This window comes from Amycolatopsis sp. NPDC098790, assembly GCF_044759945.1.
Taxonomy (GTDB): Bacteria; Actinomycetota; Actinomycetes; order Mycobacteriales; family Pseudonocardiaceae; genus Amycolatopsis.
Genome location: NZ_JBIWAI010000006.1, coordinates 644,800 through 659,712 on the forward strand (window position 1 = coordinate 644,800; position 14,913 = coordinate 659,712).

Sequence of the window (14,913 nt, forward strand, 5' to 3'; positions counted from 1 at the left end):
TGCCGGATCAGGAATCCGCTTCGACGATCGACGCCCCCGCGGCGGCTCGTTGCACGGCTTCGCAGCCGGCCTGGGCGCTCGACTTGCTTTCGTAGGCTTCGCCGGTGGCGACCACTTCGCCGTTGCCGGCTTTGAGGCGGAAGCGGTACTTACCGGCCTTGTCCTGGTAGACCTCGAACTTTCCGGCCACGGTGACCTCCTTGTCCCGCGATCGTTCGGTGTCAGTCGACGTTAACGCCAAAAGGCAGGAGAAGGCTCCGCCATTTTGCGGCAGATCGATTCGTCCATCGGGCGTCCGGGGGCCGGTGCGGAGTCGGGGAGGCATCGGCCGCCGGTGGTGTTAGCGCGAACATTCGACGGCGATTTACCTGCTCGCGCGCTCGGAGCCGGCCTCACGTTTGCCCAGTTCTACGGGATGTTCAGCCCGGATCGTCGGGCTCATCGCCTGAACATGGACTGTTAGCGATAACAAGAACTCCTTGTCGCCACTGTCCGGGGCCGTTATCGTGCTGTCTGTGTTTTCCGGTGGTCTGCTCGCAAGGAGGCGGTGCATGAACACTCACGCGAACGTCACGGCAAGGGGTTTCCGGTTTCTCCGCAGCCGCTGGCGAAAGGTGCTCGCGGCCGGAGCCGCCGCTCTGCTCACCGGCGCGGCGCTGACCGTCGCGACGGGTACGGCGACGGCTGCCGGCACCGGGCCGTGCGACATCTACGCCTCCGGTGGCACGCCCTGCGTCGCCGCGCACAGCACCACCCGCGCGCTGTTCGGCTCCTACGGCGGGTCGCTCTACCAGGTGCGCCGCTGGTCCGACGGCGCCACCGCCAACATCGGCGTGCTCAGCGCCGGCGGCTACGCGAACGCCGCGACGCAGGACTCGTTCTGCTCGGGCACGTACTGCACGATCGTGCGGATCTACGACCAGACCTCGCGCCACAACGACCTGACCATCGCACCCGGCGGCGGCGCCAACCCCACCGCCGACCAGGGCGCGAACGCCGCGGCCCTGCCGGTGACCGCGGGCGGCCACAAGGTGTACGGCGTCTACATCTCGGCCGGCAACGGCTACCGCAACAACAACACCAACGGCGTCGCCACCGGCAGCGCACCCGAGGGCATGTACATGGTCACCGAGGGCACCCACTTCAACGACCGCTGCTGCTTCGACTACGGCAACGCCGAAACCAGCAACAACGACACCGGCAACGGTGACATGGACGCCATCTACTTCGGCACCCTGTGCTGGTTCTCCCCGTGCAGCGGCTCGGCCCCGAAGGTGATGGCCGACCTGGAGAACGGCCTGTTCGCCGGCGGGAACGGCTCGAACACCGCGAACACCGGTCGCAGCAGCGCGTTCGTCACGGCGGTGACCAAGAACAACGGCACCTCGACGTACGCGATCAAGGACGGCAACGCCCAGTCCGGCGGCCTCTCGACCCGGTGGAACGGATCCCTGCCGACGCAGGGCGGCTACCAGCCGATGACCAAGCAGGGCGCCATCATCCTCGGCATCGGCGGCGACAACAGCAACGGCTCGGTCGGCTCGTTCTTCGAAGGCGTGATGACCTCGGGTTACCCGTCGGACGCCACGGAGAACTCGGTGCAGGCGAACATCGTCTCGGTGGGCTACGCCAAGAGCGTCACGTTCCCGGTCGACGGCGCGGCCTACCGCCTGACGAACCTGGCGGCGGGCAAGGTGCTCGACGCGGCGAACTGCGGCACCGCCAACGGCACCGCGGTCCAGGTGTGGCAGAACCTGAACAACGCCTGCCAGCAGTGGCGCTTCACGAACGTCGGTGCGAACAAGTGGACCATCACCAACGTCAACTCGGGCAAGGTGCTCGACGCGGTCAACTGCGGCCTGGCGCTCGGCACCGCCACGGATCTCTGGCAGTCGCTCGGCAACAAGTGCCAGCAGTGGGCGGTGATCCCCGCCGGCAACGGCCGCTACGAGCTGGTGGTGGAGAACAGCGGCATGGTCCTCGACGACCAGAACTGCGGCACGGCCAACGGCACGAAGACACAGATGTGGATGTGGCTGAACAACACCTGCCAGCTCTGGTCGTTCTCGTCGTAGGCGCCGGCTGATCGGGCCCTGGCACCACGGGGGTGCCAGGGCTACCGTCGGAAGCGGCCGCGCCGGTCCGAAGGGAAGCCCATGACGTCTCCGACCTCGTTCTCGCTGGAGCTCGTGCTCGACGAAGCCGTGACCGCCGGGTTGAACGCGCTCGGGCGGGACCTGGCGCCGCTGCGGTGGAAGCTGGCCCCGATGCAGGTCAGCACGCAGCTCGGGCCGACGTCGTACCTCCGGCCGCACGTCATGGTGAGCGGCGAGGCCGACGAGGGGGCGGCGATCCGGCCGGCCTGGCGCGGGCGTGGGCGGGGCTGCTGGGCCTCACCCAGGTCACCGGCGGCCCGGCCGGGCAGCTGATGTTCGCCGGGCACCTCGGCGAGATCGTGGTGCGGGTGTCGGCAATCGTCGATCCGGACGCTTTCCGCGCCTACACCGAACGCCGCGACGCCGACCGGGCCGCGTGGGTAGCCGGATTGGCTGATGAGTCGGCGTCCCGGACCGAGCCCGGCCAGGAGAGCGGGAAATAAAACGTCACCATCGGGTGAATGCGGGTCTCTTCGCCCTTTTCCGCCGGGCAGAACGAATGATTCCACCGAAAGTGCTCTTGGCGCACCGATCGGTGTTTTCGGATTGCCGGTCATCGCGAACTTGCCGACACTCGGGGCATGGAGAACACGGTTTCCGAACCCGAGGCAGCGCCGGAGCCCGACGTCCGGTTCCCGATGGTCCTGCGGGGTTACGACCGCCGTCAGGTGGACGAGTACGTGCGGATCGCGGAGAAGCGGGTGGACCGGCACGAGAAAGCGCGGCGGGTCGCGGAGCGCAGGCTGGCCAAGGCGCAGGTGCCCGCCCCGCGGGCGCCGGAACCGGACGGTGCCGCCGGGCTGGGCAAGCGGATCGAAAAGATCCTCCAGGTCGCGAAAACCGAGGCCGCGGAGATCAAGGACCAGGCGCGCAAGGAGAGTGAGGCACTGCTGGCGGCCGCGGAGAAAACCGTCGCCGAGGCGGAAAGCGCCGCCGCGGAGACCGACCGCGCCGCGCAGCGGGACGCCCAGCTCGTCATTTCCCGCGCGGAGGACGAAGCCGCCGCCATCCGGGCCACCCACCGGGCGGTGCTGGACCAGCTGGGCCGGATCGTCGACGTCGTCGAGGAACTGCGTGAGCGGTTCGGCGGCGACACCGACCCCGACGCCGATGCCGGTGGGGAGAGCCCGGCCGAGCCGGAGACCGCGGACCCCGTGCCTTCCCCGGCGTGACCGTGACCGGGCCGTGTTCGCGTCACGGGTGGTGTTCCGGCCGCCGGGACACCACCTGGCCGGCGGCGACGAGGAGCCTCCGGAGCTCGCGCCGATCCCGCTCGCCGAGCTTGGCCAGGACCCGGTCCTCGGCCTCGGCCACCTCGGGGTCGAGGCGCGCGAGCAGGGTCGCGCCTTCGCGCGTCAACGTGGCCGGCAAGGACCTGCCGGACGACACCGTGGCCGGCCGCGTCACCAGGCCGCGGTCCTGCAGCTCGCGAACCACCTTGTTCATCGCCTGGGGCGACACCTGGGCCTCGCGGGCCAGCTGGGCGTTGGACTTCGGCGCCTGCGACAGCATCCGTAGGCAGAGGTACTCGGGTGCCGCCAGCTCCGCCGGCCCCAGCACGGTGGCGGCGACCTCGGCGCGCAAGGCCGCGGTGACCCGGTGCAGCAGGTAGCCGAGGGGCTCGTCCCGGAGACCGTCCATGTCAACCATGTTGACATATATCAACCTGGTTGACACTCTGGGGTGCATGACGAGCTCATCGAGCGACGCGTTGTTCGAATCCGCCTACCGTGGCCAGGCTCCCGAGATGGGGCCGGGCCTGCGGCCGCCGTGGAGCATCGGCGAACCGCAACCCGAGATCGCCGCGCTCATCGACGCGGGCGTGGTCCACGGCGAGGTCCTCGACGCCGGCTGTGGTGAAGGCGCGACGGCGCTCCACCTCGCCGAGCAGGGTTTCACGACCGTGGGGCTGGACCGGTCGCCCGCCGCGATCGAGCTCGCGCGTGCGGAAGCCGCCCGCCGCGGCTTGGGCAACGCCGGCTTCGCGGTCGCCGACATCAGTACGTTCACCGGCTACGACGGCCGGTTCGGCACCGTCGTCGACAGCACCCTGTTCCACTCGATCCCGGTCGGGCTGCGCCGGGGGTACCAGGAATCGATCGTGCGCGCCGCGGCGCCCGGCGCGTCCTACTTCGTGCTGGTCTTCGACAGCGCGACCGTGCCGTCGGGGAAGGTCAACCCGGTCTCGGCGGCGGAACTGCGGGAGGTGGTGGGCGCGTACTGGACGATCGACGAGATCCGGCCGGCCCGCATCCACGCCGACGTCCCCGAGGACTTCCCCGACTTCGCGGGCTTCGCCGGCCGTGACGTCCGGGACGAGGGCAACGGCCGCAAGTCGGTACCCGCCTGGCTGCTGTCGGCGCACCTGTCCTGACGAGCCCTCAGATCTTGCGGTACCGGCTTTCGAGCAACGCGAACACGCCGAAGACGGCGATGCCGGCGGCCAGCGCCAGCAGCAGGGCCTGTCCGTAGGGCTGGACCGCGAGCGTCTTGAGCGCGGGGTCCAGGCCGCCGGCTTTGGCGGGGTCGTAGTCGACGGCGGCGACGATGAACATCGCGCCCACGGTGCCGTAGGTGACCGCCATGGCGCACCAGCCCACCTGCCCCAGCCGCTCGGTCGACCGCCGGATCGTCCGGGACGTCCCGCCGAAGTCGAGGTCGTGGACGAACTTCTTCTTGATCCCGCGGTAGGCGAGGAAGCCCGCGACCGCGATCACGGCGCCGCCGGCCGTGATCACCGCGGCGGCTCCCCAGGGCTGGGCCAGGACCGTGGCCACCACCGAACCCGCTTTGCCGGAGCCGCCGGTCGCGATCTTGCCGGCGCTGTAGGCGACGAGGCCGTACAGGACGACCTCGACCCCGCTGGTCGCCCGCCGCACCCACCGCCGGCGGGGTGCCGCGTGCCGGTGGCCCGTGATCGCCTCGGTGAGCTGCCACAGCGCGAGCAGGCCGGTGCCGGCGGCGATCAGCCAGAGCAGCCACGCGCCGCCGCCCGCGGCGACGATCTGCAGGGCGCCCGCCTTGTCGGCCTTCTCGTTGTCGCCGAGGGCCACCTGCGCCGCCAGCCACGCGACGACCAGGTGCACGAAGGCGTAGCAGGTCAGGCCGATTCGGGCGATCAGGGTGAAACCTCTGAAGTCGGGCACCCGAGGGATACTGGTTCATCCCGGCCCGGTTGACCAGGCTCCGCTGCGACTTTCGTCGGTGCCCCGCGAAAAAACGGGTTCGTCCGCGGAACCGGCGTCACTATCCTGACGCCCATGCCGACCTACCGCGTTCTCGTCCGTGGCAAGTTCGACCGGCCCGCCGGTGCCGTCCGCGAGAAGCTCCTGGCCAACGCGAGCGACGGTGACCTGGCCGACTTGTCGTTCGGTGAAACGGGAAAGCTGACCTACAGCCGGCACCTGGGCGGGTTCAGCTTCCGCGTCCGGATCGACGTCGCCGCGGGCGAAGGCGCCGAGCAGCGGGCGCACGAGGACGCCGAACTGCGGGCGATGGACCTGCTGGAGCGCGAAGGGTATCCGTACCGCGACATCACGGTCAGCTCGACCTGCCTGGACGACGTCCGGACCACGCGCCGCTGAGCCGTTTGCGAGGGGCCGGAACCCGGGGGTCCCGGCCCCGCACCCGGCTCAGTACCAGTGTGCGCGGCCGCCGATCTTGCGGCCGGTTCCGCCGAGGATCGCGAGGACGACGCCCGCGACGGCGAGCACGGTGCCGATCGTGTAGAGCACCGGGATGCCGATGAGGAAGCCGATGATGATCAGGATGACGCCGAGGACGATCACGGTGGGGGAGCTCCTTTTCCGGGGGAGCCGCCACCCCGGAGCGGGTGGCGGCTCGTGTCGAGCGCGGAGTTACCCGCCCGTCCCGCCGGTCAAACAGGCGTTCTCATCCGGACGGCCGGGCGGTGGGGACGATCTCGGCCCAGACCGTCTTCCCGGCCGGCCGCTGGTCCTGCCCCCAGGCGATGGTGCAGTGCTCGACCAGCGCGAGGCCCCGCCCGCCGGTTTCCGACGGCGGGCGCGGGCACGCCGGATCGCGGCACGAGTCGTCCACTTCGATGCGCAGCCAGCCGGTCCGGCGCAGCAACCGCACCTGCCGGGGCGGGGTTCCGTGCCGCAGCGCGTTCGACACGAGCTCGTCCAGCACCATGATCGTGTCGGTCAGGTCCGCTTCGGACAGGTCGCTCAGCGCGGAGCGGGCCCACCGGCGAACCCAGGACAGCTCGGCCAGATCGTCCTCGACGTCCAGCACCCGGGTTTCGACCTGCTGGCCGGTCGCGTGCGCGTACTTGGTCGGCATCGGACCCCGCTTTCCTCGTCGGTCTTCGGGGGCCGGATACCCGTGATCGGCGCCGTGACACACGGGTTGGCGTCCGGAGGCCCCGTCAGCCGGCTCTCCCCAGGGCTTGCCGCAGCGTGCGCTGCCGGGGCCGGCGGGGGTCGCGGACGCGCCACGTCATCCCCTGCCACCAGATCCCGAGTGCGGTGAGCGAGCCGGAGAGGACGACGATCGTCGCCGCGTAGACGGCGATCCCGGTGGTGTCGGAGAACCGGTCCTCGCTGGTGAGCCACGCGGCTGTCCCGACGAAGGCGATCGCCGTGGCGAGCGTGATCGGCCAGTGCCGCAGCGAAACCACCAGCCGCCGCCCGCGGCCGGGCTCGTGCGGCGGGCGGCGGGCCGCGCGCGCTCGCCACGGTCCGCGGTGGAGGAGCTTGCCCAGCAGCGTCGACAGCGCGAGCCCGGCGGTCAGGCCGAACAGCAGCGAAATCCCGGACAGCCCGCTGCCGACCTCGCCGCTGTGGCCGCTGCCCCACGGACGGGCGTGGGGGTCGGCGGAGTCCGCGCCGAACGAGCCGGCGGCCACGGCCACCGGGACGAGCACCAGCAGCCACAGCACCGACAGCGCGAAGAGGAACCAGGCGTGCAGCCGGACGCCGATGCCGGTGACGCTCACCCGCGCCGACCCGGTCGCGAAGTACTCGCCGCTGCGGGCGTCGAAGTCCGAGCCCGCGCTCAGCCACACCATGATCAGCGGGGCGCTGGTCATGATCACCATGACAAGCACGAACACGATCGACCCGCTGCCGCTCGCGTCGCCGGACATCCCGAACAGCTGGTCGGCGCTGTGGCCGGTACCGGCGAACCACAGGACCGCGCTCAGCAGGAACACGAGGTCCAGTGCGAAGAGCCCCAGGCAGACCGACGCGACCGCCGGCCGCCAGCGCGCGGGGGCCGTCCGGTAGGCCAGCGAGAACCCGATCCCGGGCAGCACCACGGTGCCGGCGACGAGCCACAGGCTGCCGGAGCCGCCGGTCAGCTGCTGGGTCGAGTCGTAGGTCAGGAACCGACTGCCGAACGACGACGTCAGCCGGTCCCCGGTGCTCAGCACCAGCGCGACCGACGCGCACGCCGCGATCACCACACCCGCGAGCACGGGCACCACCACACGCCGCATCGTCGAAGATTCTCCCAGCGCAGGAACAGAAGCAAGCGACCGGAACCGGAATGACGGTTTCCCGGGGGAATGTCCGACCGGGACGGCCGCGGTGTGGTGTGATCGGGACGTGAGCCGTGCCGGGGAGGAGACCAACCGCCGCCTGCTGCGTGCCCGCGACACCATGGACCGCGACTACGCCAAGCCGCTGGACGTGGCCGCGCTGGCGCGGGTCGCGCACGTCTCGGTGCCGCACTTCAGCCGGACCTTCCGGGCCACCTTCGGCGAGACCCCGCACCGCTACCTGCAACGCCGCCGGGTGGAACGCGCCATGTTCCTGCTGCGCTCGGGCGACCGGAGCGTCACCGACATCTGCGTGGAGGTCGGCTTCACCAGCCTCGGGACGTTCAGCCGGACCTTCCGGGACGTCGTCGGCGAGTCGCCGACGGCCTACCGGCGGCGTGGCCCGCTGGCCGGCGTGCCGACCTGCTTCGCCATGGCGTGGATGCGGCCGCGGACCTGATCGTTTCGGATAAGCGTCCCGGCGCGCTCGTGCGTTAGCGTCGCCGCCATGCTCAACGCAATCACGATTTCCCAGATCTTCGTGCTCGACCAGGACGAGGCGCTCGACTTCTACGTCGGCAAGCTCGGCCTGGAGGTCCACACCGACGCCGACCTCGGCTTCATGCGGTGGCTGACGGTCAACGTGCCCGGGCAGCCGGACCGCGAGATCCTGCTGGAGAAGCCCGGCCCGCCGCGGATGGACGAGGCCACGGCGAACCAGGTCCGCGACCTGCTGACGAAGGGCGCGATGGCCGGTTCGCTGTTCTTCACCAGCGACGACTGCCGCAAGACGTACGAGACGCTGCTGGCCAAGGGCGTCGAGTTCACCGACGAGCCGACCGAACGCCCGTACGGGATCGACTGCGGCCTGCGTGACCCGTTCGGCAACAGCATCCGGTTCAGCCAGCCGCTGTCCGGCTCCTGACCCAGCAGCCCTGCCGGCGCAAAGCGATCGTCGGGTCGCTGCCCGGTGCGGTGGGTGCCTTGGTCCGGGGCCGCGTCCCGGCAGGACCTCCGGCGGCGGCCCGCGCCGGGACGCTGGTCGGCGCTGGAGTGCCTCGTCCACCTGCGGGACGTCTGCGTCACGTACACGATCCGGGTGCACCGCGCCCGCACCGAGGACCGGCCCGTGCTCGAGCCGTTGCTCAACGATCTGCGCGCACGGCGGTTCCGCTACAACGACCGTTCCCCGAAGGAGTGCGGGACGAGCTCGCGGCCGGCGCCGCCGGGCTCGGGGACGAGATCGAGCGGCTGACCCCGGCGGACAGCGAACGCGTCGTGACCCGCTTGCCCGGCGAGCACCGCACGGCCCGGTGGCTGGTCCGCCATGCCGCCCACGAGGTCACGCACCACCTCGAAGACATCAGGCGCGCCTCAGCCGGCTGACCGTCCCAGCCGGCTCAGGGCGGCGCCGAGGAACGCGTCCCGCCGGTGGCCGAGGAGGCCGGCGTCGAGGTCGGTCCGGCCCTGGTCGTGCAGTGCCGGGACGCAGAACGCCATGTCCGCCAACGTCCCCGACGCCGCCACGACGTCCCAGTACGCGACCTCCTCCGCGCGCCGGCCGGCGGCTTGCTGCCAGCCCTCCAGCACCTGCTCGGCGGCCGGCGGCCCGAACATCAGGGCCGCGTCGAAGCGGGCCGCGCCGAGGTCGATGCCCGGCGAGCCGGCGCCGGCGCAGTCCCAGTCGACCAGGCCGGTGCAGCGGTCGCCGGACCACAGCGTGTTCCCGAACCACAGGTCGCCGTGCACGAAAACCGTCGGGCCACCGGGCACCGGCAGCTGGTTCAGACATTCCTCCGCGGCCGTCAGCAGCGCGGTCGTGCCCTTTTCCCGGCGCCGGGCCGCGAAGTCCACGTCCGCTATCGAGCGGGTCCGCAGCGGCAGCGCGGGCCCGGGCGCCAGCGGGACCGACTGCAGCGCGGCCGCCACGGCTCCCAGCCCGCGCAACCGCGCAGGAGAGGCGACCGCCGGGATCCGGCTGTGCCCGGGCAGGACCGTGGTCAGCACCGCCAGAGCGCCCGCTGCGGAACCGTCGGGATCCGCCGCGATCAGCCGGGCCGCGGGCAGCTGGTGGTCACCGGCGACCCGCAGAGCCGCGATTTCGGTGGCGAACCGCCGGCCGTGCTCGGGATCGGTGGGGTCGCCGAGCCGCAGGACGGCCGTCTCGACGGACCCGGCCGGCTCGACCTCCAGCAACCACGGATTGGCTCCCTCGCGCAAGCCGGCGGCCACTCGGACGTCGCCGCCCACCGCGTCGGTCACCCAGCGCAGGACCCGCTCGGGCAGCGTTGCACTCACACCTCTGTATACCGTCGCTGGGCGCGGTTGGCGTAGCCGACGGTCCACAGCGACAGCGCCGTGACCGTCGCGACGAGCAGGACCGTGCTGAGCGCCGTCATGACGTCCGGGGACACCAGGTACACCAACGGAATCCGGAGCAGCGCCTCGGCCAGCAGCCCGAGACCCCAGACGACCGACATGAACCGGAAGGACGCGGCGAAGCCGGGTGACTCGGCGCAGAGCCGGTCGATCCGGGCGCGCCGGGCCTCACCCGCTCCCGCCCGCACGGCGGTCAGGAGCAGGGGCGTCCGGGTGAAACAGGCGGCGAGCACGACGAGCGCGGCGGCTCCGGTGCCGAAGGACTCCTTCACCAGGAGGAATTTCGCGTCGCCGGTCACCAAAGAAAGCGCCAGAATCGCGGCGAGCAGGGCGGCGAACCCGTCGAACGACCGCCGCCGCACCGCGACGAACACCAGCCGCGCGGCGGCGAACCCGGCGCCGGCCAGCAAGGACACCTGCTCGCTTTGCCCGGAGAGCCGGAGGCCGTAGTAGGCGACCAGCGGCAGTCCGACGTCCCAGATCAAGAGTGCGAACAGGGGCCGGCTCATGTCCGCGCTTCCGTTTCGGCGAGGAACGCCAGTACCCGGTCGTTGACCGCGTCGGCGGCTTCGCCGGCGATGGCGTGGGTCGCGTCGGGCCAGACTTCGACGCGCGTGTCCGGCAGCAGCGCGCGGGCGCGGGCGCCCGCCTTGGCGGCGTCGTGGATCACGCTGCGACCGGCGATCAGCGCGAGGACGGGGATCCCGATCGACCGGAGCTGGTCGTCGGTCAGCAGTTCCGGGGTGGGCAAGGCGATCCGGTAGGTGCGCATGCCGGCCTCGATGACCGCGGCGACCGGGTCGTCCGGGGCGACGTCGGCGCCGCCGGAGATCCAGCGGATGAAGGCCGGGCGTCCCCAGTGGCTGAGGCCGGGCACGAGCGCGAGGGTCGTGCGCAGGAGCAGGGGAACCGGGAGTTCGCCGAAGGTGCGGACCGGGTCGATCAAGGTCAGCGACGCGAGCCGGTGCCCCGAGCGAGCGGCGTGGTTGGCGGCGAGCCAGCCGCCGAAGGAGTAGCCGACGAGGTGCACGGTCCCGTGGCCGAGCGCGTCGAGGACCTCGCTGAGCCAGGCGGCCTGGCCGGCGCTGTCGCGGATCGGCGCGGTCTGGGTGCTCCGGCCCGGCTCGCCGATCAGGTCGAGCGCGTAGACCGGACCGCGGCGCGACCACGCCGGGACGTTCGGCGCCCACATGACGGCGGTGCCGGCCCGTCCCGGCAGCAGCACCGCGGGGACCGCCGGCCCCGAGCCGAACCGGTAGACCCGCGCGGTCCCGAAGGACGTCTCGACGTCGTGCTGGGCGGCCGGGGCGGGCAGCGCGGCCAGCCCGCGCTCGTACACCGCGTCGTACTCCCGTTCGGCCCGCACGGAGGTGAACCCACTCTGCTTCATCGCGCCCCCTCGTTTTGCGATACGATCGAATTGTAAAGACCTCGTGGGCGGGTTCGCAAGCCGACCGTATTGGGAAAGGGGCCCGGGTGCCGAAGGTCGTCGATCACGAAGAGCGCCGGCGGCGGATCGCGGAGACGCTGCGCCGCATCGCCGCCGACGAGGGCCTCGAGGCGGTCAGCCTGGGCCAGGTCGCGGCGGCCGCGGGGATCTCGAAGGGCCAGGTGCAGCACTACTTCCCGAACAAGGACGCGATGCTGCGCTACGCGGTCCGGACGCTGCGCGACCAGGTCGAGCGCCAGGTCGCGGCCGGGACCGCGGACGCGCCGCCGGACCTGCGGACGGTCCTGGTGGCGCTGCTGCCCCTCGACGAGGAGAGCCGGCGGGAAGCGTTGGTGGCCAACGCGTTCGTCTGGCGCGCGTTCAAGGACGACGAGATCGCGGCGTGGTTCCGCACCGGGTACGAGCAGCTGCGCGAGGCGCTCGCCGCCCTGGTGGCGGCTGAGCACGGCTTGACCGGCGTCGACGCCGCCCGCGAAGCCGACCTGCTCCTGGCGCTGACGACCGGCCTGGCCGACGCGGTCCTGCTCGGGCACCGGACCGGAGCGGAGGCCGTCGAGCTGATCGACGTCCAGCTGCGGCGGACCGGGGGCTTGACTTCAAGTACTTGAAGGTCCGCATGCTGGTCCCATGGCGACAGGAATCGCGGGCGACCAGGTCCGGCTGACCATCCTCGAGGCGTCCCGGCGCTGCGGGCTGAGCGAGCCGACGCTGCGCTACTACGAGCAGATCGGCCTGGTCGGGCCGGTACCGCGGGACCCGAGCAGCGGGCACCGGCGGTACGACGCCGCGACGATGGACGTCCTCGACTCGCTGGGGTGCCTGCGCTCGGCCGGGCTGCGGGTGGAGGACCTGCGCCGCTACCTCGGCCTCCTCGCCCGCGGCGACGCGGCCGCCGCCGAGCAGCGTGAGCTGTTCGACGGGCAAGCCGACCGGCTCGAGGCCGAGATCGAGCGGTTGCGGCTGCGGCTGGACTACCTGCGCCTGAAGGCGCGGCTCTGGGACGCCCGCGACCGCGGCGACACCGACGCGGCGCGGCGGCTCGTCCCGCGCCTGCTCGCCCTCATCGACCGATTCTGACGAAGGACTCTTGCGCATGACCGACAACCGATCGCTCGTCCTGGTCACCGGGGGTACCGGCTACCTCGGCGGCCACACCGTCCTGCGGCTGCTGGCCGACGGGCACCGGGTCCGCACCACCGTCCGTGACCCCGGCCGGGCGGCCGCCGTCGTGCCCGACGACGTCGAGGTGGTGGCCGCGGACCTCGGCGCCGACGACGGCTGGGCCGAGGCGACCGAAGGCGTCGACTACGTGCTGCACGTCGCCTCGCCGTTCCCGCCCGCCGCCCCCGAGGACGACGACGAGGTGATCCGCCCGGCGCGTGACGGCGCCGTCCGCGTCCTGGCCGCCGCCCGGGAGGCCGGGGTGCGGCGGGTCGTGCTGACGTCGTCGTTCGCCGCGGTGGGCTACGGCGCGGTTCCCCGGGACGAGTACACCGAGGCCGACTGGACCGACCCGGCCGACCCCAACAGCGCCTACGTCCGGTCGAAGGTGATCGCCGAGCGCGCGGCGTGGGAGCAGGCCGCCGGCGGCCCGGAGCTGACGGTGGTCAACCCGGCCGGCATCTTCGGCCCGGTCCTCGGCGGGCGCGTGTCGTCGTCGGTCGCGCTGGTGCGCGGGATGCTCGACGGGACGATGCCCGTGGTGCCCCCGCTGTACTTCGGGGTGGTCGACGTCCGCGACGCCGCCGACCTGCACGTGCGGGCCATGACCCACCCGCGTGCGGCGGGGGAGCGGTTCCTGGCCGCGGCGGGCGAGGCGATCAGTTTCCTCGGTATGGCGCGGATCCTGGCCGCGAGCGGCTACGACGTGACCACGACGGAGCTGACCGCGGAGCAGGTGCGGGCCGCCGCCGAGACCGACCCGGCCATGCGGGAAGCGGCTGCCCGTCTCGGGCGCGTACCGGTGATCCGGACGGACAAGGCGCGGAGCGTGCTGGGGTGGCGTTCGCGCCCGGTCGAGGAGACCGTGGCCGACACCGCCCGCAGCCTCTCGGCCGTCCGAGCCGGGTAGCGCGTGTGGTGCGAACGCCCCACAGTGCGGTGCCCGGGAACGTCCTACCGTGCTGGGCAGTGAATCGCAGACCGGCTGCGGGTCTCACCTTCCCCGTTCGAAAGGTGTTCCTGTCATGCGCGTTCGTCTTCTGCTGCCCCTGCTCGCCCTCGTCGCCGGAGCCGCCTCGGCGGTGGCCGCCCCGGCGTCCGCCGATCCCGATCCGGTGACGGCCAGGTCGGTCACCGACGCCTGCTACACCTGGGGACGCACCCTGGCGCAGGGCGCGTCCGGCGACGACGTCCGGCAGCTGCAGATCCGGGTCGCCGGGTATCCGGGTTACGGCGGTGTCCTGGCGATCGACGGCCAGTTCGGGCCCGGGACCAAGGCCGCGGTCACCCGGTTCCAGCAGGCATACGGCCTCGGCGCGGACGGCATCGCCGGGCCCGCGACGTTCGGCAAGATCTACCAGCTGCAGGACGACGACTGCACGCCCGTCAACTTCACCTACGCCGAGCTGAACCGGTGCAACTCGGACTGGGCGGGCGGTAACGTCCCGGCGGCGACCGCGAAGGCGAACGCGCTGGTGTCGATGTGGAAGCTGCAGGCGATGCGGCACGCGATGGGCGACCGCCCGATCGTGGTGAACGGCGGGTTCCGCAGCGTCGCGTGCAACAACGCGGTCGGCGGCGCGGCCGCCAGCCGCCACCTGTACGGGGACGCGGTCGACCTCGGCGCGGGCGCGCAGGGCTTCTGCGGGCTGGCGCTGCAGGCCCGCAACCACGGGTTCAGCGAGATCCTCGGGCCGGGCTACCCGGGCCACAGCGACCACACCCACGTGGCGCACCGCTCGACCCGCTTCTGGTCGGCGTCCTCCTGCGGGATCTGACGCTTCCGACGCGGGTGCCGCTGACCGCCGCCGGGCGAACCGCTCCGGCGGCGGCTCAGCGGCGGTCCGGGGCGGGAAGACCGGCCGCGATCAGGGCGTCCCAGAGCGGCCTCGCGTCGAACCGGCGGGAACCGAGCCCCTCGACGAACTGGCAGCCGTAGCTCTCGGCGGTGAGCGTCGTGGTCCGGCCCCCGGCGTCGACGAAGCGGAGTTCGTAGGTCGGCCCGAGTTCGAGGGTGCAGGCGACGTCTCGCGGCGGGGCCGGCAAGGAACACGCGGCCGCGGCGACCTTCTTGATGGCGTCGGCGTCCGTGGTGCGGTTCCCGTTGTCGACAAGCTCTTTCGGCGCATACGACGGAGAGCACAGCGCGTCCCCAGCCCCGGATGGCTGCTCGCCGCGGCCACAGGCGGTGGCGCCCAGGACGAGCAGGATCGCGGCGGCCAGTCTTCGCATGGGAGTCCTCCTCGATCTCGTCGCTTCCTGGA

General features: G+C 72.1%; 23 protein-coding genes. 13 read left to right on the top strand and 10 right to left on the bottom strand.

Features of this window, described 5'->3' with window-relative positions; all coding sequences use genetic code 11:
• Positions 1 to 7: 7 nt before the first annotated feature.
• A complete protein-coding gene (locus ACIQWX_RS40120) occupies positions 8 to 190 on the bottom strand; it encodes a YegP family protein (protein WP_400882773.1) in 183 nt (60 codons plus the stop codon).
• Between the two features lie 361 nt (positions 191 to 551).
• On the opposite strand from ACIQWX_RS40120, the gene ACIQWX_RS40125 reads away from it, so the two are divergent.
• The 4 genes from ACIQWX_RS40125 to ACIQWX_RS40140 all read left to right on the top strand — a co-directional run bounded on the left by ACIQWX_RS40125 (position 552) and on the right by ACIQWX_RS40140 (position 3,328).
• Entirely contained in the window at positions 552 to 2,075 is a 1,524-nt protein-coding gene (locus tag ACIQWX_RS40125; protein ID WP_400882776.1) for an arabinofuranosidase catalytic domain-containing protein, read from the top strand.
• 81 nt (positions 2,076 to 2,156) lie between these two features.
• Positions 2,157 to 2,429 (top strand): hypothetical protein, encoded by a 273-nt coding sequence (locus tag ACIQWX_RS40130; RefSeq protein WP_400882778.1) that lies wholly within the window; start codon positions 2,157 to 2,159, stop codon positions 2,427 to 2,429.
• Positions 2,429 to 2,599 carry a hypothetical protein gene (locus ACIQWX_RS40135; RefSeq protein ID WP_400882781.1) on the top strand — a complete coding sequence of 57 codons (171 nt, stop codon included), beginning with the start codon at positions 2,429 to 2,431 and terminating at the stop codon, positions 2,597 to 2,599. The genes ACIQWX_RS40130 and ACIQWX_RS40135 overlap by 1 nt, the downstream gene beginning before the upstream one ends.
• Positions 2,600 to 2,737: 138 nt before the next feature.
• Positions 2,738 to 3,328 carry a DivIVA domain-containing protein gene (locus ACIQWX_RS40140; protein WP_400882784.1) on the top strand — a complete coding sequence of 197 codons (591 nt, stop codon included), beginning with the start codon at positions 2,738 to 2,740 and terminating at the stop codon, positions 3,326 to 3,328.
• 22 nt (positions 3,329 to 3,350) lie between these two features.
• Here the strand turns inward: ACIQWX_RS40140 and ACIQWX_RS40145 are convergent, their stop codons facing one another.
• Positions 3,351 to 3,797: a MarR family transcriptional regulator gene (locus ACIQWX_RS40145; protein ID WP_400882787.1), complete on the bottom strand. Its 447-nt coding sequence runs from the start codon at positions 3,795 to 3,797 to the stop codon at positions 3,351 to 3,353.
• A gap of 46 nt (positions 3,798 to 3,843) precedes the next feature.
• Here ACIQWX_RS40145 and ACIQWX_RS40150 point away from each other — a divergent pair, with 46 nt between their 5' ends.
• Positions 3,844 to 4,530, top strand: a complete 687-nt coding sequence (locus tag ACIQWX_RS40150) for a class I SAM-dependent methyltransferase (RefSeq protein WP_400882790.1) — start codon at positions 3,844 to 3,846, stop codon at positions 4,528 to 4,530.
• 7 nt (positions 4,531 to 4,537) lie between these two features.
• Here the strand turns inward: ACIQWX_RS40150 and ACIQWX_RS40155 are convergent, their stop codons facing one another.
• Positions 4,538 to 5,302, bottom strand: a complete 765-nt coding sequence (locus ACIQWX_RS40155; protein ID WP_400882793.1) for a DUF1206 domain-containing protein — start codon at positions 5,300 to 5,302, stop codon at positions 4,538 to 4,540.
• 114 nt (positions 5,303 to 5,416) lie between these two features.
• Here ACIQWX_RS40155 and ACIQWX_RS40160 point away from each other — a divergent pair, with 114 nt between their 5' ends.
• Positions 5,417 to 5,740 (top strand): DUF6204 family protein, encoded by a 324-nt coding sequence (locus ACIQWX_RS40160; protein ID WP_400882796.1) that lies wholly within the window; start codon positions 5,417 to 5,419, stop codon positions 5,738 to 5,740.
• Between the two features lie 48 nt (positions 5,741 to 5,788).
• Here ACIQWX_RS40160 and ACIQWX_RS40165 read toward each other — a convergent pair whose 3' ends face one another.
• From ACIQWX_RS40165 to ACIQWX_RS40175, 3 genes are all read right to left on the bottom strand, one after another.
• A complete protein-coding gene (locus ACIQWX_RS40165; protein WP_310975985.1) occupies positions 5,789 to 5,944 on the bottom strand; it encodes a hypothetical protein in 156 nt (51 codons plus the stop codon).
• A 103-nt stretch (positions 5,945 to 6,047) separates the two neighbouring features.
• Positions 6,048 to 6,461: an ATP-binding protein gene (locus tag ACIQWX_RS40170; protein WP_400882799.1), complete on the bottom strand. Its 414-nt coding sequence runs from the start codon at positions 6,459 to 6,461 to the stop codon at positions 6,048 to 6,050.
• Positions 6,462 to 6,546: 85 nt separating this feature from the next.
• On the bottom strand, positions 6,547 to 7,617 hold the full coding sequence (locus ACIQWX_RS40175; protein ID WP_400882801.1) for a hypothetical protein: 1,071 nt from the start codon (positions 7,615 to 7,617) through the stop codon (positions 6,547 to 6,549).
• Positions 7,618 to 7,780: 163 nt separating this feature from the next.
• On the opposite strand from ACIQWX_RS40175, the gene ACIQWX_RS40180 reads away from it, so the two are divergent.
• Genes ACIQWX_RS40180 through ACIQWX_RS40190 form a run of 3 tightly spaced genes read left to right on the top strand, consistent with a single transcriptional unit; the run spans position 7,781 to position 8,914 of the window.
• Positions 7,781 to 8,119, top strand: coding sequence for a helix-turn-helix domain-containing protein (locus ACIQWX_RS40180; RefSeq protein ID WP_400883126.1), 339 nt, complete (start codon positions 7,781 to 7,783; stop codon positions 8,117 to 8,119).
• Between the two features lie 48 nt (positions 8,120 to 8,167).
• Positions 8,168 to 8,584: a VOC family protein gene (locus ACIQWX_RS40185; protein ID WP_400882804.1), complete on the top strand. Its 417-nt coding sequence runs from the start codon at positions 8,168 to 8,170 to the stop codon at positions 8,582 to 8,584.
• 54 nt (positions 8,585 to 8,638) lie between these two features.
• Positions 8,639 to 8,914 carry a DinB family protein gene (locus ACIQWX_RS40190; protein WP_400882807.1) on the top strand — a complete coding sequence of 92 codons (276 nt, stop codon included), beginning with the start codon at positions 8,639 to 8,641 and terminating at the stop codon, positions 8,912 to 8,914.
• A gap of 119 nt (positions 8,915 to 9,033) precedes the next feature.
• On the opposite strand, the gene ACIQWX_RS40195 is transcribed toward ACIQWX_RS40190, so the two are convergent.
• Genes ACIQWX_RS40195 through ACIQWX_RS40205 form a run of 3 tightly spaced genes read right to left on the bottom strand, consistent with a single transcriptional unit; the run spans position 9,034 to position 11,428 of the window.
• Positions 9,034 to 9,957, bottom strand: a complete 924-nt coding sequence (locus tag ACIQWX_RS40195; protein ID WP_400882810.1) for an aminoglycoside phosphotransferase family protein — start codon at positions 9,955 to 9,957, stop codon at positions 9,034 to 9,036.
• Entirely contained in the window at positions 9,954 to 10,547 is a 594-nt protein-coding gene (locus tag ACIQWX_RS40200; protein ID WP_400882813.1) for a VC0807 family protein, read from the bottom strand. The genes ACIQWX_RS40195 and ACIQWX_RS40200 overlap by 4 nt, the downstream gene beginning before the upstream one ends.
• On the bottom strand, positions 10,544 to 11,428 hold the full coding sequence (locus ACIQWX_RS40205; RefSeq protein WP_400882815.1) for an alpha/beta fold hydrolase: 885 nt from the start codon (positions 11,426 to 11,428) through the stop codon (positions 10,544 to 10,546). The genes ACIQWX_RS40200 and ACIQWX_RS40205 overlap by 4 nt, the downstream gene beginning before the upstream one ends.
• Before the next feature lie 86 nt (positions 11,429 to 11,514).
• Here ACIQWX_RS40205 and ACIQWX_RS40210 point away from each other — a divergent pair, with 86 nt between their 5' ends.
• From ACIQWX_RS40210 to ACIQWX_RS40225, 4 genes are all read left to right on the top strand, one after another.
• On the top strand, positions 11,515 to 12,096 hold the full coding sequence (locus ACIQWX_RS40210; protein WP_400882818.1) for a TetR/AcrR family transcriptional regulator: 582 nt from the start codon (positions 11,515 to 11,517) through the stop codon (positions 12,094 to 12,096).
• A gap of 19 nt (positions 12,097 to 12,115) precedes the next feature.
• Positions 12,116 to 12,565, top strand: a complete 450-nt coding sequence (locus ACIQWX_RS40215) for a MerR family transcriptional regulator (protein ID WP_400882821.1) — start codon at positions 12,116 to 12,118, stop codon at positions 12,563 to 12,565.
• A gap of 16 nt (positions 12,566 to 12,581) precedes the next feature.
• Positions 12,582 to 13,559, top strand: a complete 978-nt coding sequence (locus tag ACIQWX_RS40220; RefSeq protein ID WP_400882824.1) for an NAD-dependent epimerase/dehydratase family protein — start codon at positions 12,582 to 12,584, stop codon at positions 13,557 to 13,559.
• A gap of 115 nt (positions 13,560 to 13,674) precedes the next feature.
• Positions 13,675 to 14,427: a D-Ala-D-Ala carboxypeptidase family metallohydrolase gene (locus ACIQWX_RS40225; protein ID WP_400882827.1), complete on the top strand. Its 753-nt coding sequence runs from the start codon at positions 13,675 to 13,677 to the stop codon at positions 14,425 to 14,427.
• A 55-nt stretch (positions 14,428 to 14,482) separates the two neighbouring features.
• Here ACIQWX_RS40225 and ACIQWX_RS40230 read toward each other — a convergent pair whose 3' ends face one another.
• Positions 14,483 to 14,881, bottom strand: a complete 399-nt coding sequence (locus ACIQWX_RS40230) for a hypothetical protein (RefSeq protein ID WP_400882830.1) — start codon at positions 14,879 to 14,881, stop codon at positions 14,483 to 14,485.
• Positions 14,882 to 14,913 lie beyond the last annotated feature (32 nt).

What these genes read in the sequence shown, in the direction of transcription:
- ACIQWX_RS40145 (WP_400882787.1), bottom strand. Translation starts at nt 3,797, where the DNA reads ATGGACGGTCTCCGGGACGAGCCCCTCGGCTACCTGCTGCACCGGGTC.
- ACIQWX_RS40180 (WP_400883126.1), top strand. Translation starts at nt 7,781, where the DNA reads ATGGACCGCGACTACGCCAAGCCGCTGGACGTGGCCGCGCTGGCGCGG.
- ACIQWX_RS40170 (WP_400882799.1), bottom strand. Translation starts at nt 6,461, where the DNA reads ATGCCGACCAAGTACGCGCACGCGACCGGCCAGCAGGTCGAAACCCGG.
- ACIQWX_RS40225 (WP_400882827.1), top strand. Translation starts at nt 13,675, where the DNA reads ATGCGCGTTCGTCTTCTGCTGCCCCTGCTCGCCCTCGTCGCCGGAGCC.
- ACIQWX_RS40230 (WP_400882830.1), bottom strand. Translation starts at nt 14,881, where the DNA reads ATGCGAAGACTGGCCGCCGCGATCCTGCTCGTCCTGGGCGCCACCGCC.
- ACIQWX_RS40205 (WP_400882815.1), bottom strand. Translation starts at nt 11,428, where the DNA reads ATGAAGCAGAGTGGGTTCACCTCCGTGCGGGCCGAACGGGAGTACGAC.
- ACIQWX_RS40215 (WP_400882821.1), top strand. Translation starts at nt 12,116, where the DNA reads ATGGCGACAGGAATCGCGGGCGACCAGGTCCGGCTGACCATCCTCGAG.
- ACIQWX_RS40140 (WP_400882784.1), top strand. Translation starts at nt 2,738, where the DNA reads ATGGAGAACACGGTTTCCGAACCCGAGGCAGCGCCGGAGCCCGACGTC.
- ACIQWX_RS40160 (WP_400882796.1), top strand. Translation starts at nt 5,417, where the DNA reads ATGCCGACCTACCGCGTTCTCGTCCGTGGCAAGTTCGACCGGCCCGCC.
- ACIQWX_RS40125 (WP_400882776.1), top strand. Translation starts at nt 552, where the DNA reads ATGAACACTCACGCGAACGTCACGGCAAGGGGTTTCCGGTTTCTCCGC.
- ACIQWX_RS40130 (WP_400882778.1), top strand. Translation starts at nt 2,157, where the DNA reads ATGACGTCTCCGACCTCGTTCTCGCTGGAGCTCGTGCTCGACGAAGCC.
- ACIQWX_RS40175 (WP_400882801.1), bottom strand. Translation starts at nt 7,617, where the DNA reads ATGCGGCGTGTGGTGGTGCCCGTGCTCGCGGGTGTGGTGATCGCGGCG.
- ACIQWX_RS40200 (WP_400882813.1), bottom strand. Translation starts at nt 10,547, where the DNA reads ATGAGCCGGCCCCTGTTCGCACTCTTGATCTGGGACGTCGGACTGCCG.
- ACIQWX_RS40135 (WP_400882781.1), top strand. Translation starts at nt 2,429, where the DNA reads ATGTTCGCCGGGCACCTCGGCGAGATCGTGGTGCGGGTGTCGGCAATC.
- ACIQWX_RS40150 (WP_400882790.1), top strand. Translation starts at nt 3,844, where the DNA reads ATGACGAGCTCATCGAGCGACGCGTTGTTCGAATCCGCCTACCGTGGC.
- ACIQWX_RS40185 (WP_400882804.1), top strand. Translation starts at nt 8,168, where the DNA reads ATGCTCAACGCAATCACGATTTCCCAGATCTTCGTGCTCGACCAGGAC.
- ACIQWX_RS40220 (WP_400882824.1), top strand. Translation starts at nt 12,582, where the DNA reads ATGACCGACAACCGATCGCTCGTCCTGGTCACCGGGGGTACCGGCTAC.